Origin of the sequence: Bradyrhizobium sp. HKCCYLS3077 (assembly GCF_051167555.1) — a bacterium.
Classification (GTDB): domain Bacteria; phylum Pseudomonadota; class Alphaproteobacteria; order Rhizobiales; family Xanthobacteraceae; genus Bradyrhizobium.
The window spans coordinates 1,094,026-1,109,916 of the sequence record NZ_JBNPTH010000001.1 but is presented as its reverse complement, the minus strand read 5'-3'; the positions used below and the strand labels follow the sequence as shown (position 1 = coordinate 1,109,916).

Below are 15,891 nucleotides of genomic sequence, written 5' to 3'. Positions count from 1 at the left end.
CGCGCTCCGAAGGCGCCTGCCACCACTCTGTTCAGTCGCTCTTCCGATGGATGCGTTGCCGTGGTCACGGCTTTCGTTTTTGCCGTCGTTCCGCTGTCAGGGGCTCGACATCGTGTTCTTGGTTTGTTCTAGTATTGCACGGAAAACGTACTTCAGCTGGCGGCAACACGAAAAAAGAACTCGCGGCCTCGATCCGTAGGTTGAAGCGCGCTCGGCAACCGCAAGTCTTTCCCGATTTATCCGTACTGGAGTGGCGGAGGAATCCTGTGAAAAAGCGCGAGATCGACAGCTGCGCTCGTGATCTCCCGCCTCATCGCCGCAAAAATTCATTTGTTGTTGACGGCGATACGAGCTCGGCCTCCAAACGCCAACCAGCACCAGCCTTAGGCCGCACATGAGGCGGTTGATGTCCGCGCGGAAAATCGCCGCTGCATTTCAAGCTGGTTTCGGTGGAAAAGCCGATGCGGGTGCTCACAACCTTCGACCGGGATGTGGAAATCACGGTACAGCCGCATGCGTGTCGGCTCGCCGTATCACCTTTAGTTCCGGCAAGCCTGGGGGGAGCGACCAAGGAGACGACTCATGAGTTTCAGAGCAACCGCGGCCGGCGCCGCTCAGGAGCCCATCCTTCGATGCCCCAACTGCAACCACGAAATTCCGCTAACCGAATCTCTTGCGGCTCCGCTTTTGGCTGAGACCCGGCAACACTTCCAGCAACAGTTGGCCAACAAGGATGCTGAGGTTTCGCGCAAGACCGAGGCGCTGCGGCTGGAGCGTGAGCAGCTCGCCAGGGACCGTGAGCAGGTTGAGGAACAGGTTTCGAACCGCCTAGCCGCCGAGCGCGGCCAACTGGTCGCCGCGGAAGCCAAGAAAGCCCACGAGGCGGCGGCCGCTGACCTCCTCGCAAAGGAAGCCGAGGCCATTGAGCTCCGGAGAACCTTGGAGGTCAATAATGCCAAGCTTGCCGAGGCCCAGCAACAACAGGCGGAGCTGATGCGTCGGCAGCGCGCCCTGGACGAAGAAAAGCGCGAACTCGATCTCACTGTCGAAAAACGCGTTCAAGCGTCGATCAATCAAATTCAGATCAAAGCCCGCCAGGAAGCTGATGAAGCCGCTCGGCTGCGCGTCGCGGAAAAGGATCAGACGATCGAGTCGATGGCTCGCACGATCGAGGAACTGAAGCGCAAAGCTGAGCAAGGCTCTCAGCAGTCCCAGGGCGAAGTGCTTGAGCTTGAGCTCGAGGTACTGCTGCGTGGGCGTTTTCCGACCGACTTGGTCGAGGCTGTCGGCAAAGGCGAGCTGGGTGCCGATGTTGTCCAGCAAGTCAATGGTTCGATCGGCCAAGCCGCCGGCATCATCCTTTGGGAGTCCAAACCTACCAAAGCGTGGAGCGATGGGTGGACGACCAGCGGCGTTGTGGGGCCGACGTTGCCCTTATCATTTCCCAGGCTCTTCCGAAGCACATCGAGCATTTTGATCTAGTCGACGGGGTATGGGTCGCTCATCCGCGCTATGCTCTCCCGGTTGCTGTCGCTCTTCGTCAGACCCTTATCGAGGTCAGTGGGTCGCGCCTAGCGCAGCACGGACAACAGACCAAGATGGAACAGGTCTATCAATATCTAACCGGCATCAAGTTCCGGCAGAGGGTGGAAGCTGTTGTTGAGAAATTCAACGACATGCGCGAGGACCTCGACAAGGAGCGCAAGTTTATGGGCAGGCAGTGGGCCAAGCGCGAGACGCAAATCCTGTCCGTGATCGAGTCTACAGTGGGCATGGTCGGCGACCTGCAGGCGATTGCCGGCAAAGCCATGCCGGAGATTCCAAGCCTCGATATGCCGCTACTGGAGAGCTCGGCAGAGAGTGAACGAAGGGCTGGATGATGGTCTGGGAAGCCGCGAAGCTTTCTACCCTGCTTCGAACGCGCGGAATTTTTGGAATGGCAGTCGTAGCATCCTGACGTCGTGCTGCGCGGCTAGTCTACCGCCAGCAACGCCAAAGGCGGCTCTCCAACAACGCCGTTGTCCGAAGTCGGAATCCTAGGGCGGCGATCGGATTGAGGATACGCGCTCCACGTCGAAGACCGCATAAGCAAGATGCGATGATCGACTGCGCCGGTTGCCCAAATTTTTATTGCACGCTAACCGAGCAAATCTGGTGAGATTTGCGCTGTCCCGTGATACCTTTGGCACGGGGAGGAAACGATGCCGACAACCGTTTCATTTGCTTTTAGCGACACGTCCAACTTCGATCAAAACGTCACGGATTTCTCAGCCGAGCTCGCAAAGCTGGATGCCGTCGCCGGTCCCATTCTGGCGGGCGCGCTCTCCGCCTTGTCCAACGGTGAACAAGACAAAGGCGACTTGCTCGACGCGCTTGAGGAAGCTCTCTCGAGCCCGCCCGCCACTGCGGCACCCAGCGCCGCCCCCAGCCAGCCCGCTTCGCCGCCGCCGAGCCCGGCAACAATAGTTGCTGCGCCAATCCAATGGTTCCTCGAGGGGCTGGAGATCGAAGGCTTTCGCGGCATCAACAACGAAGGCGCGCCGCTCGCGCTGAAATTCAAACCCGATTGCGTCAGCTCCATTACCGCGCCAAACGGCGTCGGCAAGAGCTCGATCTACGATGCATTGAGCTTTGCCTTCCGGGGCAAGATCGACAAGCTGGACCGGCTGCTTCAGGCCGAACGGCCGCAAGACTATTACCTGAACCGGTTTCACCCGGCCGGCCTCGGCACAGTCAAGTTGACCCTGCGGCCCGACAATGGCGGAGCCGCGGTCACGATAACGGTTACCCGCAACGCAGCAGGCCAAAGGAGTGTGTCCGGCCACCAAGATGCCGAAGCCCTTCTCGCAGAACTCAACCGCGAATTCGTGCTTCTCGATGGACAAACCTTTCAAAGCTTCATGGATGAGACGGCGTTGAACCGGGGCCGCTCCTTTTCGGGTCTGCTGGGTCTTGCCCGCTATTCCACCCTTCGCCAGCAGCTGCAGCAACTAAGCCACACGCGGTCCTTCAACTCGCACTTCGATACAAGCGCGCAAGCTGCCAAGAAGGTCGCCGCCGACCGGTCCATCGTCGCGGCGCGAAAAGCCATTGAGACGGACTACGAAGCCCTTGTCCTTGAAAAAATCGCGCCGCAGGCCCCTGCCGCCGATTCGCAAGCGCGCTGCCACGCGGCCTTGGCGGCCATACCCACGTTGTCGCCGCACTGCGACGGCAAGACCTTCATGCAGATCAGCGGCGCCGATTGCCACGCGGCCGTGAACGCCGCTGAAGGCGGTCCCGATAAAGCGCGCCTCGCCTCCCTCATACAAACCGAAGAGCGATGGAAGACGGCGAATAAAGCCACGCCCACCAACGGTGACGCCGAGATACTGCACGGCCTTGCACGCACGCGCGAGGATGCCCTTGCCGGGACTGCGGGAGAACCGCTGCAGCGGCTCTACAAGGTCAGCGACGAAGTTATGTCTGGGGCCGAATGGGCGTCACCGAACCTCTGCCCGACGTGCGGTGTGCAACACGACAGCTCGGTGCTCGACCACGTGCGTGAGAAGCTCGGCCAATATGACGCTGTCGAAACGGCAACCGCGGCCGTGGCTACGGAATGGGCGGCCAAAGGCTGGTCAGACCTGGATGCGCTCGAAAAGCTCGTACTCGGGGAGGACGAGGCCCTCCTTCTCGCGCGTCTGAAACGTTCCGGCGAGGAAGGGACCATCGCGAGCGCGGAAATCACCGCGCTCGCATCGCACATCGCGACGATGCGGGCCAAGGCGGAAGCGGAGATACAAAGGCTCGCAGCCGAAAGTGCCGCCCTTTCAAAAAAGATGCCGCCCTCGCTGGTGACAGTTACACGGGCCATTGAAGCGGCGCAGCGGCTGCAGACAAACTGGGCCACTCTCGAGTCAGCCGGAAGGGAGGCAACCGAGCTCACCGCACGTGGCCAACGCATCGCACGGCTGAAATCCTTCCTCGACGAGGCGAGCGCGGTGTTCGCGCAGGCCGAGTCGGGAATGGCCGCGACCCGGCTCGCAAGGGTTGAACCGCTCTGCCAGGACCTGTTCCATCAAATCATGTTCAGCCCCGTAACGCCGATCCTTCGCAAACCGTCGGGAACGGAAGATCTCACGATCGGCCTGGCAACCTTCTGGACCCTTCACGACGTCTCGGCGCAAGCACTGCTGTCGGAGAGCTACAGGAACGCATTTGCCGTTTCCGTTTACCTGGCGGCTGCCTCCCTCTACGGGGGCGCGCCGCGTTTCATGGTGCTGGACGATGTGACATCGAGCTTCGATGCCGGGCACCAGCATCACCTTGTCGAAGTCATCCGAACACGTTTCGCGCGGCCTCTCCAGGCGAACGGGCCACAAGTGATATTGCTGAGCCACGACACGTTGCTGGAGAAGCTGTTCAACAAGCACTCCGGCTCGCCGGACTGGTCGCATCAAAGGCTCGAAGGAACTGCGCACACGGCCGTGCTCCTGCAGTCGGGCGCGGTCAACAAGGTGCGCGATGCAACGAACACCCTACTGAACCAAGGACGCGTGGACGATGCGGCGCCCCGGCTGCGGCAATATCTCGAATATGTCCTACAAACGATTATCGACAAGTGCCGCATTCCCGTGCCGCCCGATCTCGCGTTTGGCGACGATAAGCGCACACCGGGCGAATACCTCAACGCCATCAAGGCGGCGGTGGAGCTTGAGGATCGGGCCGGCAGCCTCATCCTTGAACCGGCCCAGAAGCAGGCCTTGCAAATGCACTCAGCCACGATCATCGGCAACTTCGTATCCCATTGGGCAACGGGGCAAACGACGGCATTCTCCGCTCCCGCTCTGCTCGGCGTGATGCAGGCGATCGAAAACTATCAGGATTGCTTCAAGTATGAGCCAACGCCTGGAGCTCAAAAGCGGTTCTACGCGACACTCCACAGCCGCTAACCGGCGCGGCAATTTTCTTTTTCTGGTTCGGGGAGACGAGTGGCGATGGACACACGATCCGGCCAGATTGCGACGATCTGCGAATGCATCGACCACTGCTTTGTGTTCACGATATGGTGTGAAGACTTCGCCAAATTCTTCGATGAAGAAGACATCGTCGCGGGCTTGGACAGAGGCGCCGAACTGATGGGCGAGGCAACACGCCTGATGAGCTTTGTGGCCTTGCGAAAGCTCGATGATTTCCTTCGAGGGGCCAAGTCAAAACCGGATGACTTGGTTGCGGGCGACTTTGGCATCGACGTTCCGGGTGTGCTGGCCGGTATAGCCGAGACGTTTCTGACCGGGAACGAGCGCGAGAAGGTCAACAAGGGCGTTGCCCATCTTACCGAGAACCTGGCGCTTGACGACAGCATGGAAGGAGAAGATGTCGCTCGGCAGCTTCTTCGCATGTTCAAGGACGCGTCTATCGACCACACGCGTGGCGCGCATGATTACCGTGATTTGCTAAGAGCATTATTCACCGTCCAGCCTGTTGCGGCTCTCAATGAAATGTTCGCCGGCGACGCTGAGTCGGTCAAAGCTGGCGTCCGCCTTGCGGAAACCCTCACGCGGCGGCGGGCTAGCCCGCTCGATGGTGTGCCGCCGGAAGTGCTGATTGCCTGGTGCAGGCTCGACCCGGACACGCGCTATCCGATCGCGGCTGGCGTGGGATCGCTCTTCAAGAAGGATAACCACGCGACTCCCCTGCAGTGGTCGCCTCTTGCCCCGTTGCTCCTCCAAAATGCACCAGACCCGGCAGCCATGCTTTCGTTTTTCGTCAAGCGGCTTTATCCCAATAGCTGGAGTGGTTCCTGGGCAACAGAGATGGAAAGCCGTTTCAGGCTTTTGGCGCAGCTTGATGTTGGCGACAACACCGAATTGCGAGCAACAAGGAAGGACGTGCTGGATCGCCTGCGGTCTCAGATCGAGGAGGCCCGCGTCAGGGAGACCGCAGAGGACAAGCAGCGGAACGCACGCTTCGAATAGACTGGCGCGCGGCTCTCGTGACGGAATCAAGCCGTGCCGGCCGGTCCGTGACGATCCGTTGAGGTGTTGGACGACGTTTGGCCGCCTGCCTCGCGGAGTTCAGCGTTTCTTGCTCCTATGATGAGCTTGGATGGTGGCTGGCACCGGAAGTCACCTAACAGGGCAGCTGAGTCGGGGACGGCAGGCTACGAGTGCTTGCCTATGGCGCTCCCGGTCCGTCCGATTTGTACGCTAAAGCGCGCGGGAGTTAGCGACGGCATCAGAAGGCCTTTTGTTTGGCACCGCAGGCGATATAGATCAGCGCAACCCGGGGAATTGGGTACGCGCAGATGGCGTCGAAACAGGTCAGCAGGAACGTCGCCAGCTACCACAAACGCAGCGTCTTGCTGGTAAGCCCGCGTCGATATCAAGGTCGTGCCGTGGAAATGCTCATCTCGCTCAGAGGAACCTTGTTTGATTGTCGCGGAGATCTTCGAAGCACATGCAGGAACCATGGTTGACAATGATAACAATAAGCGTCGCCGACTCGTCGAGTTCAAGGACGGTTGCCGCTATGGCAAATTCGGAAAGACTAAGGCCTATGAGCTGATCGCCCACGACAGGATCAGGGCCTACAAGATGGGAGGCAAGACGCTGATCGACCTCGACAGCGTGGATGAATATCACGATTCGCTGCCGAGGATCGAAACGAGACCAAGCCAGGCCGCCGATCTGCGCAGCGAGACGGCGAAGACACCGTCGCGCAGGTTGTAGAGGCAATTAGCCAAATGCTGCATTAAACGCAGGCGTTCGGCGCAACAGGCGGCACGGCCGTAGATGCCGTAGATCTTGTTCTTGCCGCCTTTGTCGAGCTGGCGCCGCCAAGGCGCCAGCGCTTTTTTCTCCGCGTAGTGCACGAGATCGACTTCCACCATTGCTGTTGAACGCGCCCTCCTTGTTGAGTAGGGTCGCCGTTGTCGCGCGGAAGCCGGGCGCACATTGGTCGCCGCCGGGGCCAATATCGCAGCCTATGATCCGCAGCGCCTTGTCCGACATTGGCGCGCCGCCGTCATTGGACGGATGAGTGCTTTCGGCGCCCGTCTGGCACCAAGCGAACCGGTCGACCGCCGAAACCGTCCAGCGCGAGGTAAGTGCCGCTCGGCGTCGTGGGGCATACTAGACGATGTACGCATGGCAGAATCCTCTCTTGCCCGCGTGATATCAAATTAGTTCGATCCGATGGGGAGTCAGAGCCGGGTTCGATTCCGGTTGGGACGATTGTAGAGGCCAGAAGGCATGGGCCGCGCGTGCTGCCGAGGCGCCTGCTGTTTTATTTTTGCGAGCTGATACAGCGCGCGTCATCTTGCTGGTATTTCTGCTGGTATCGGCAGCGATTGACGGATAAAATGACCTTAAATTCAGATGGTTATGGGAATAGGCGACTGCCGGCCAGGGGCACCATTTGACCGTCCGCCCTCATCCGCCGACGTCCATTTATCTTTAGATTCCATACCCAAACCGCCCTTGGCACTACGCCGGTGTTCGCCCTGGTTTGTTGGTATCCGCTCCCTCCGCTGGTATCCTAGGTGGTAGTTTGCGGCAGCGATGTATCGCGCTTTTTGGGTGGGATCGAACCAATGCCGGCCAAGACCGACGCCTATTTCCGGCACCTCAAGCCGGCAGAGAAGGACTACAAGCGCTCCGACGAAGGGGGGGCTCTTCATGATTGTCACTAGGACGGGCTCGAAGCTGTGGCGCTTCGCTTATCGCTATGACGGCAAGCAAAAACTGCTTGCGCTCGGGCAATATCCAATCGTCTCGCTGTTGGACGCCCGTATCAAGCGGGACAACGCCAAACGGCTCCTGACGGAAGACATCGATCCCTCAGTTGAGCGCAAGGCCGAGCGCCGCGACGCCAGGATGGCTCGGGCAAATACGTTTGAAGCCGTGGCTAAAGAGCTCATGGACAAGTTCGAGGGTGGCGTTGAGCTTTGTGAGCGGTTGCCCCTGGCCGTTCCTCTGAGCGCGGAGCGTTGCGATGCGGGTCTCAACCTCGACCAGCCATTCGCTGTGCTAAACCTTTGCAAGCGCCTTCGGCGCTCCGGCAGCAAGGCGCAACTGTGACTCCCATCGTACGGCATAGAGGCGCGCGTAATCCGCTCGGACGTCGGAGGGGATGCCCTCGCGTGCAACCAAGTCGCCATTTTTTTTGCTGGAACCAGCCCAACCATCGGCAACACCATTTGTACGCCGTCTTGTATCTAGGGCGCTCAAATACGGCTGGTCTATCAGCAAGTTATCGGAGAGACAGGGATTTCCACCATTTTGGTACAGTTGGGTGGGCTCGAACCACCGACCTCCTGTTCCACAGACAGGCGCTCTAACCAACTGAGCTACAACTGCATCCGCAACGGGGATGGCCCCGCGAGAGGGGGCGCCCGAACGGGCCGGAAACTAGGTGCAACGGGGAGATTTGGCAAGTCCGAGAACGGATAAAGTCGCCCGCCTCCCCGGCGTTTTTTGCCGCCTTTGTGAGCGCTTCCGGCGACTGCCCAGAATGCGGGCTCGAAAAGGATCGAGCCCGGACGCAGGACGCGCCGGGCTCGGGATTCGCGGCCGTCCGCTGGCGCCTCGGGGCGCCGAGCGGGGCTCAAGCGGTGATTCAGGCCGCCGGCTTGAACAGCTTGGTGGCGCTTTCCTTGATCGGCTCGACCGTTTCGGTGGCGACCTTCTGGCCGAGCTCGCCGAGCTCCTTGGCCTGGGCGGTGAAGGCCTCGAACTGCTTGCGGGCGAAGCCGGCCCACAGCTCCATCGCCTCCGACGGCGACTTCACGCTGAACAGCTCCTGGGCGAAATCGAGCGACGCCGTGGTGTTGGCCTTGGTGAACTCCATCACCTTGGACGAATAGGCGCCGGCACCCTTGCTGGCGTTGGCGAAGAAGGCCTCGATGGCCGAATTGTGGGTCTCGGCCGCGTCCTTGAACTTGGCGTAGTTCTCGCGGGCCTGCGACACGCCCTTTTCGGCGAGCGCCCGCACCTGCTCGGGAACCTCGAACGGAATGATGGACGCGGAAAAAGGATCGGTGGCATTGGTCATGGCATGCATCCTTCGGAACATTAAGGCTGAATCGTCCCGGCTACGAGACGTCGCTTGGATCACGGCTTGGGATCACGCAGAGGAACCGCCCCTGGGAGGTAACAACCTCGCGTAGAGCTATATCGTGTCGAATTTGTGCAACGCAACGGCAAATTCCGAGAACTGGAACTCTTTGTCGCGGCGCGGCCATTGAGCGGACGGGCCGCTCAATTCAAGCGTGCACCACGGGATGGTCAGGCTGGCGCGTCGCTCACGCCTGCGTCGTTTAGGCTTTGGGCTTGGTGGCGTCGATCGCTGCCTTCTGAATCGCCTGACCCATCTCGCTCGCCTGTTCGGCCAGCGATCGCATCTGCCCCTGGATGTAGTCGCTGTGCAGCTTGAGCACCTCGGGCAGATCCTTGGCGTGGACCAGCGACTGGGCGTAGTCGAGCGAGGTCTGCACGTTCTTCTCCGCGTAGGACAGCACCTTGGCGCCGATGTCCTTGGCGCCCGCGCGCACCGTGGCGCCGCGCTCCTCCAGCGAGCCGGCGGTCGCTTCCGCCCCGGCCAGGAACTTCTCGAAGGTCTGCCTGGCCTGGTCGAAGCCGGCCTCGGCCATGGCCCGCATGTCCTTCGGAATCTCGAATCGGCGCCCGTCGTCCGTCATGTGTCTCTCCTCCCGATGCCCAAATTGGCTTGCGGGGCGCCGGCAGGGCCGGAGCCCATCCGCACGTCCCGTCCACTTTCATCGTGACCGCCCGCGCCGCAATTGCAACGCCCGGAATCTCATGTCCGCCTCGAGCCGCGCCCGGGCGCGGCGGAGGAACACATTAAGGTTATCCAAGCTTTAGCAGGACGGCCCGCTGGCCGGGCCGTGGACCTCGGCCCTCAAAACGCGCGATAGTAACGAATTCTTAACGCTGCCAGTTCCGGCCGCAGATCAAAGTCAAAGAGCCATTCGTCCTCGCCGCCCATGACCCACGCCGATCTCGAATTGCAGGCCCTCAGCGATCCACGGCTGGCCGTTCATGCCGCCGGCGCGCTGCCGGCGTGGCTGTGGGCCGCCGACGGCAGCCGCGTGCTGTGGGCCAATGCGATCGGCGCGCGGGCGCTCGGCGCGGCCAACGCGCCGGCCCTGGTCGCGAAGACATTCGGCCCGGCCGATTCGCATCGCCGGCAGATCGCCCAACTGGCGCGGCGGCTGCCGGAGAACGGCACGCTCCGGCTCGAGCGCCTGCGCGGCTTCGGCGCGCCGCTCGGGACGCTCGCGACCTGCGGCTGCGCCAGGCTCGATTTAGCGGACGGCACGCGCGCCGTGCTGATCACCAGCACGGACAATGCCGGGCGCAACGTCCCGTTTCCCGAACGCCTGAGGCGGCTGGTGGAAACCAGCGGTCACGCGCTGATCGCCTTCACCCAGGACGGCCAGTTCACCGGCACTAGCCCTGCCGGGCGCCAGCAGTTCGGCATCCACGATCTGAGCGAGCCCGTCTATACGGCGCCGCGCCTCGCGGCGCTGGCCGACGGCGTCGCCGAGGTGACGTTCGGAGCGAACTGCGTCGTGCTCTACCGCATCGGCAGCGGCAACCAGATCGGCCTGGTGGCGGCGCCGCTGCCGGCCGTCGCCGATGAGATCGAAACATTGAGTGCGGCACAAGCGGACGAGACGCCGGCAGCCCCCGCTTTCGAAACGCATGCCGCTGACCCGAGCGCCTCTGACACGAGCGCCTTTGACACGAGTGCCCCCGAGCCGATTGCCCCCGAGGACGCGGCCGAACCTCCGCCTCCTGCTTCGATGGATGCAATGACCGAACGCGACACCGACTACGAAGCCCCTGCGCTGTCCAACGAAGCGCCGGCGGAATTCCTGCTGATCGACGATCCCGCGGCCGCCGATCTGTTCGAGCCGCTCGCGCCGGAATCGCAGACGACGCCCGACATCCATTCGCCGGTCTCCGCAGCCCAGGAAGCATCAGCCTCACACGCGCAGGAGATCACTGAGACCGCGACCATGCAGCTTTCGCCAGTGGTGCAGGCTGATGCGGAGCCGGCACATGAGCAGGCCGGCACGGACATGGCACCGGGCGGCGGGCGGCGCCATCCGTTGCGCCTGTCGTGGCAGATCGATGCGGAGGGACGCTTTTCGATCGGCTCCGATCCCTTCATCCGCCTGATCGGGCCTGATAGCGCCGCCCAGCTCGACCGTCCGTGGCATGATCTTGCCGCGGCGCTGGGCCTCGATCCGGAGGGACGGCTGAGCGCCGCCCTCGAGACGCGGGAGACCTGGAGCGGCATCGTCGTGACCTGGCCTGCCGATGGCGGCGAGCGGCTCGCGATCGAGATGTCCGGCCTGCCCGTCTTCATGACCGCCGACAAGATCTTTGCCGGCTATCGGGGCTTCGGCGTCTGCCGCGATCTCGACGCGCTGGACCGGTTGGAGGCGCTGCGCCGCAACGGATCGGATGATCCCGACGCCGCGGATGTTGTCGAATCCGACCATCCGCCGGCCGCAGATGCGCCGCCCCGTCCGGACAATCTCACCCACGCCACGCGCGACGCTTCCATTGCGGCCGACAGGCCCCACATCGATGGGATCGGCCTGGAAACGACGGGCAATGTGGTGCCGTTCCGCGCCGTCGGCGAGGCAAAGCATCCGGCGCTGACGCCGGTGGAGAACAATGCGTTTCATGAACTCGCGCGACAGCTGTCGGCCCGGCTCGAAGGCGACGCGCGCACCGCGCCGGCGGAAGCCGCCATCGCACCGTCCAATGCGGGCGCGCGCGTGAGCGATCCGTTCGCGCCGCCATCCTCCCCGGAGGCGCCGGGCGCGGCCGAGGCGGCCTACGCGCACGGCACCGAATTGCAGACCGAGTGGCTCTCTCCGGAAGCGCCGCCGGCGCAAGGCGACAGCCAGCGCGACCGCATCCTGCTCGATTTGCTGCCGACGGGCATGCTGATCTACCGGCTCGACCGGCTGCTCTACGGCAACCCGGCATTCTTCAAGCAGATGGGCTATGCCGATCTCGCCGCGCTGGAACAGGCCGGCGGGCTGGATGCGCTGTATGTCGAGCCCGGCGTGTCGTCATCATCCAACAAGTCGGAAGCCGGCACGCCGGTGACGATCTCCGCGGCCGACGGCTCCTCCAGCGAGGAGATCAAGGCCGAGGCACGGCTGTTCACGATCACCTGGGATGGCGACACCGCACATGCGCTGATCTTCGCGCCTCCGCCAGGCCCGGCAGCGGCCCTTCCTCCCGCTGTGGAAACCGCGGCGGCGCCCGCGCCTGCTCCGCTTGCACCGGCTCCGCTGGTCGTTGCGCCGCCGGCTGCGGGCCATGCGGATGCCGAGGATCTGGCGGTGATTCTCGACGTCACGTCCGAGGGCGTCCTGATGTTCGATGCCGGCGGCAACATTCACGCCTGCAACCGCAGCGCCGAAGCGCTGTTCGGCTATGACGGCGCGGCGCTGGTCCGGCGCAACCTGATCGAGCTGTTCGCGCCGGAGAGCGCCCGCCTCGTGCTGGACGATCTCGACAGCGTGCAACAGGCAGCAGCCCAGTCGGGGCTGCTCGACCAGAGCCGCGAAGTGACGGCCAAGCTCGCCCAGGGCGGCGCGATTCCGCTGTCGATGACGATCGGCCGGACACGCGCGGATGGGCCGAACTTCTTTGCCGTATTCCGCGACCTGTCGCAGGCGCGCCGGGGCGAGAGCGAGCTGTCGCAGGCGCGCCGCGTCGCCGACCGCGCCGCCAACGCCAAGGCTGACATGCTGGCGCGGATCAGCCACGAGGTGCGCGCGCCCCTGAATGCGATCATCGGCTTCGCCGAGGTCATGATCGGCGAGCGCTTCGGCACCATCGGCAACACCCGCTATGCCGAATACATGAAGGACATCCGCGCCTCCGGCGAGCGCGTGGTGTCGCTGATCGACGATCTGATGGAGCTGTCGCGGATCGAGACCGGCAAGCTCGAGCTCGCCTTCTCCAGCCAGAACCTCAACGAGCTGGTCGAGAGCTGCGTCGGCGTGATGCAGCCGCAGGCCAATCGCGCCCGCATCATCATCCGTACCTCGCTGTCGCAGATGCTGCCGCCGGTGATCGCCGATGCGCGCGCGCTGCGCCAGATCGCCATGAACCTGATGTCCGCCTCGATCTCGCTCGCCAATCCCGGCGGCCAGGTCATCGTGTCGACGGCACTGTCGGATTTCGGCGAGGTCGTGCTGCGCGTCCGCGACACCGGACAGGGCCTCAACGACCAGGAGGTCGCCGCGGCGCTCGAACCGTTCCGCGCCGCCGGCGCCGCCGAGCACAGTTCCGACGGCGCGGGTCTCAGCCTGTCGCTGACCAAGGCGCTGGTCGAGGCCAATCGCGCGCAGTTCCACATCAAGGCGGCGCCGAAATCCGGCACCATGATCGAGGTGGTGTTCCCGCGCGCGATGGCGCGCAATCAGAGCGCCGGCTGAGCCGATCTCTCCGCGCGTACCGCGAGCGCGCGGCGCTTGAGGCCGAGCAGCAGAGGGCCGAAGGCGAGGGCAAAGCCCGCGAAGGCCGTGATCCACGCGAACGCCGCGACATGCAGCAGCAGCTCGGCGTGAACGGGCTGCAGCACCGCGCAGACCCGCGCGATGGCCGCGAGAATGATGCCGAGATAGATCGCCTGCGTCGCCGGCGCGGCCGTCAGCGCATGGCCGGTGTGACCGAGCGTGGCGCGCGTCATCACCGCCAAGGTCATCACGCCGGCCGCGCCGACCATCCAGGCATGCAGGCCGGCGCTCGGCAGCACCCATCCGGCGCTCGCCGCCGCGCTGGCGAGAAAGCCCAGCGGCACGAAGGCGTAGCCGACATGCAGGATCACCAGCAGCCGCTCGCGCAAGGTGCGGTCACCGGCCCAGCGCGCGAGCCGCGCTGTATGCATCAGACCTGCCAGAGCCAGCGCCAGCGCGGTCGCGCGGCCCTCCGGCACGATGATCCAGCCGAGCAGGCTGAGCGCGCTGAGCAGCACGACGACCATGTCGAACTTGCCGAACGGCACCGGCAGCCGGCCGGGATTGTGCTTGACCAGCCAGTTGCGGGTGAAGCTCGGCGTGATGCGGCCGCCGATCAGCGCCAGCAACAGCACGATCACGGCGACGCCGATGCGGATCGCAACATCGGCCGCGCCGCTGACATGCGCCTCGATGTGGAATGCGATGTTGCCGGCGCAGAGGATGCCGACGATCGCGACCACCGGGAGATTGCGCCAATTGCGCCCGGCCACGACCTCCCGCGCGGCGGCGAGCACGACGAGCAGCAGGAAGCTGGCATCGATCGCAAGCACCGCCCACCAGGGCGCCGGCGCCGCGAGCGTCACCGCCAGCCGCCCCGCCATCCACACGATCACCAGGGTGAGCAGCGGCAGGCCGCGGATCGGCAGCCGTCCGGTCCAGTTCGGTATTGCCGTGAACAGGAAGCCGGTGACGATCGCCGGCAGATAGCCGTAGAGCATCTCGTGCACGTGCCAGTCGCGCGGCGCGAAGGTCGAGTTCAGCTTCAGCTCGCCATAATAGGCCGGAAGCCAGATCAGGATCGCCAGCGCGGCCTGGATCGCGCCGAGCAGGAAGAACGGGCGGAACCCGTTGGCGAGAACGGTCCAGCCTTGATAGTTGCGGGGAATGGCCATGGGCTTGCTCGCTTCGATCTGGTGACGGAACCGCGCGCGCGGCGCTGCGTCTCAGATGTAGTTGCCAGCCATTCGCGGTGGGTTGCGCCAGCACAAACTTCCGGCCGATCGCAAAACCGTGCTAAGCAGCGGCGCCCATTCGCCGTGGCCCGCCGGAGACCCTCATGGCATCCATCGACCGCTCGCTGGTCGCGCATCTGCCGCTGTTCGCGGGCCTGTCGGCCGAGGATCTCACCGACGTGCTGCGCGAGGCCCGCTCCATCCGCGTGGCGCGCAACGGCGCGGTGTTCGAGCAGGGCGCCGACGCGACCTCGTTCTTCCTGCTGCTGCACGGCCATGTCCGCGCCAGCAAGACGACGCCGACCGGCGATCAGATCGTGGTGCGCTACGTCGTGCCGGGCGACACTTTCGGCGTCGCGCCGGCGATCGGGCTGCAGCACTATCCGGCAACGGCGACCGCTGTCGACGACAGCATCGTGCTGGCGTGGCCGTCCGCCGCCTGGCCGCGGCTGGTGGCGCGGTTCCCGTCATTGGCGGCCAATACGCTGCAGACGGTGGGACAGCGGCTGCAGGAGACCCATGCCCGCGTCATCGAGATGTCGACGCAGCAGGTCGAGCAGCGCATCGCACATGCTTTGCTGCGACTCGCCAACCAGGCCGGCCGCAAGCTCGATCACGGCGTGCAGATCGACTTCCCCATCAGTCGCCAGGACATCGCGCAGATGACCGGAACGACGCTGCACACGGTGAGCCGCATTCTGTCGGGCTGGGAGCAGCAGGGCCTGGTCGAAAGCGGCCGCCAGAAGATCATCCTGCGCGAGCCGCACAAGATCGTGCTGCTGGCGGAGCAGAGCGCGGAGAGCCCGTCGTCACGCGGCTGATCAGGTGCAGGCGCACAGCGCTGACAGGAACGCGTCGGGATCGACGCCGTGCTCGCGGCAGGCATCGGCGACATTGTGGAAGCAGGCGATCGGACAGCCGACGCAGCGCATCTGGAACGCAAGGAAGACGCGGATCGTCTCCGGCCTGCGCCGCATGACGTCGTCGACCAGTTCGTCAAATGAGATGGACATGCGGGCCTCCATTCGAAAGTGAATGGTAGCCGGCGGACCTGTGATCGTCTTTGTCGCGGCACAAGCACCGTGCCGCAACGTGACTCTGTTTGGACCCCAAGGCAATCGCTTCTTGTTACGCGCCGTCTGAGGCCTCATGGTTCGA

The 15,891-nt window shown here is 63.7% G+C and carries 10 protein-coding genes, 1 tRNA gene and 1 pseudogene; 6 read left to right on the top strand and 6 right to left on the bottom strand.

Annotated elements, in window-relative coordinates; all coding sequences use genetic code 11:
* Positions 1-582 precede the first annotated feature (582 nt).
* The 3 genes and pseudogenes from ACQR0Z_RS04900 (at position 583) to ACQR0Z_RS04890 (ending at position 5,960) form a co-directional block, all read left to right on the top strand.
* Positions 583-1,880 (top strand): annotated as a pseudogene (locus tag ACQR0Z_RS04900) (DUF2130 domain-containing protein).
* 321 nt (positions 1,881-2,201) lie between these two features.
* Positions 2,202-4,934: an AAA family ATPase gene (locus ACQR0Z_RS04895; protein WP_434917841.1), complete on the top strand. Its 2,733-nt coding sequence runs from the start codon at positions 2,202-2,204 to the stop codon at positions 4,932-4,934.
* Positions 4,935-4,979: 45 nt separating this feature from the next.
* Positions 4,980-5,960 carry a hypothetical protein gene (locus tag ACQR0Z_RS04890; protein WP_434917840.1) on the top strand — a complete coding sequence of 327 codons (981 nt, stop codon included), beginning with the start codon at positions 4,980-4,982 and terminating at the stop codon, positions 5,958-5,960.
* A 662-nt stretch (positions 5,961-6,622) separates the two neighbouring features.
* Here the strand turns inward: ACQR0Z_RS04890 and ACQR0Z_RS04885 are convergent.
* Entirely contained in the window at positions 6,623-6,874 is a 252-nt protein-coding gene (locus tag ACQR0Z_RS04885) for a hypothetical protein (protein WP_316237146.1), read from the bottom strand.
* A 787-nt stretch (positions 6,875-7,661) separates the two neighbouring features.
* Here ACQR0Z_RS04885 and ACQR0Z_RS04880 point away from each other — a divergent pair.
* Positions 7,662-8,063 (top strand): integrase arm-type DNA-binding domain-containing protein, encoded by a 402-nt coding sequence (locus ACQR0Z_RS04880; RefSeq protein ID WP_434917839.1) that lies wholly within the window; start codon positions 7,662-7,664, stop codon positions 8,061-8,063.
* Positions 8,064-8,265: 202 nt separating this feature from the next.
* Here the strand turns inward: ACQR0Z_RS04880 and ACQR0Z_RS04875 are convergent.
* The 3 genes from ACQR0Z_RS04875 to ACQR0Z_RS04865 all read right to left on the bottom strand — a co-directional run bounded on the left by ACQR0Z_RS04875 (position 8,266) and on the right by ACQR0Z_RS04865 (position 9,682).
* Positions 8,266-8,342 (bottom strand) — tRNA-His (locus ACQR0Z_RS04875).
* 259 nt (positions 8,343-8,601) lie between these two features.
* Positions 8,602-9,036, bottom strand: coding sequence for a phasin (locus tag ACQR0Z_RS04870; protein WP_434880000.1), 435 nt, complete (start codon positions 9,034-9,036; stop codon positions 8,602-8,604).
* A 265-nt stretch (positions 9,037-9,301) separates the two neighbouring features.
* A complete protein-coding gene (locus ACQR0Z_RS04865; protein ID WP_434880001.1) occupies positions 9,302-9,682 on the bottom strand; it encodes a phasin in 381 nt (126 codons plus the stop codon).
* Between the two features lie 306 nt (positions 9,683-9,988).
* Here ACQR0Z_RS04865 and ACQR0Z_RS04860 point away from each other — a divergent pair, with 306 nt between their 5' ends.
* Positions 9,989-13,477: a PAS domain-containing protein gene (locus ACQR0Z_RS04860; RefSeq protein ID WP_434917838.1), complete on the top strand. Its 3,489-nt coding sequence runs from the start codon at positions 9,989-9,991 to the stop codon at positions 13,475-13,477.
* Here the strand turns inward: ACQR0Z_RS04860 and ACQR0Z_RS04855 are convergent.
* Complete coding sequence (locus ACQR0Z_RS04855; protein WP_434917837.1) at positions 13,462-14,673, bottom strand: NnrS family protein; 1,212 nt, start codon at positions 14,671-14,673, stop codon at positions 13,462-13,464. The genes ACQR0Z_RS04860 and ACQR0Z_RS04855 overlap by 16 nt on opposite strands.
* A gap of 164 nt (positions 14,674-14,837) precedes the next feature.
* Between ACQR0Z_RS04855 and ACQR0Z_RS04850 the strand changes: the two genes are divergently transcribed.
* On the top strand, positions 14,838-15,554 hold the full coding sequence (locus tag ACQR0Z_RS04850) for a Crp/Fnr family transcriptional regulator (RefSeq protein WP_434917836.1): 717 nt from the start codon (positions 14,838-14,840) through the stop codon (positions 15,552-15,554).
* On the opposite strand, the gene ACQR0Z_RS04845 is transcribed toward ACQR0Z_RS04850, so the two are convergent.
* On the bottom strand, positions 15,555-15,746 hold the full coding sequence (locus ACQR0Z_RS04845; protein WP_434917835.1) for a DUF1858 domain-containing protein: 192 nt from the start codon (positions 15,744-15,746) through the stop codon (positions 15,555-15,557).
* Positions 15,747-15,891 lie beyond the last annotated feature (145 nt).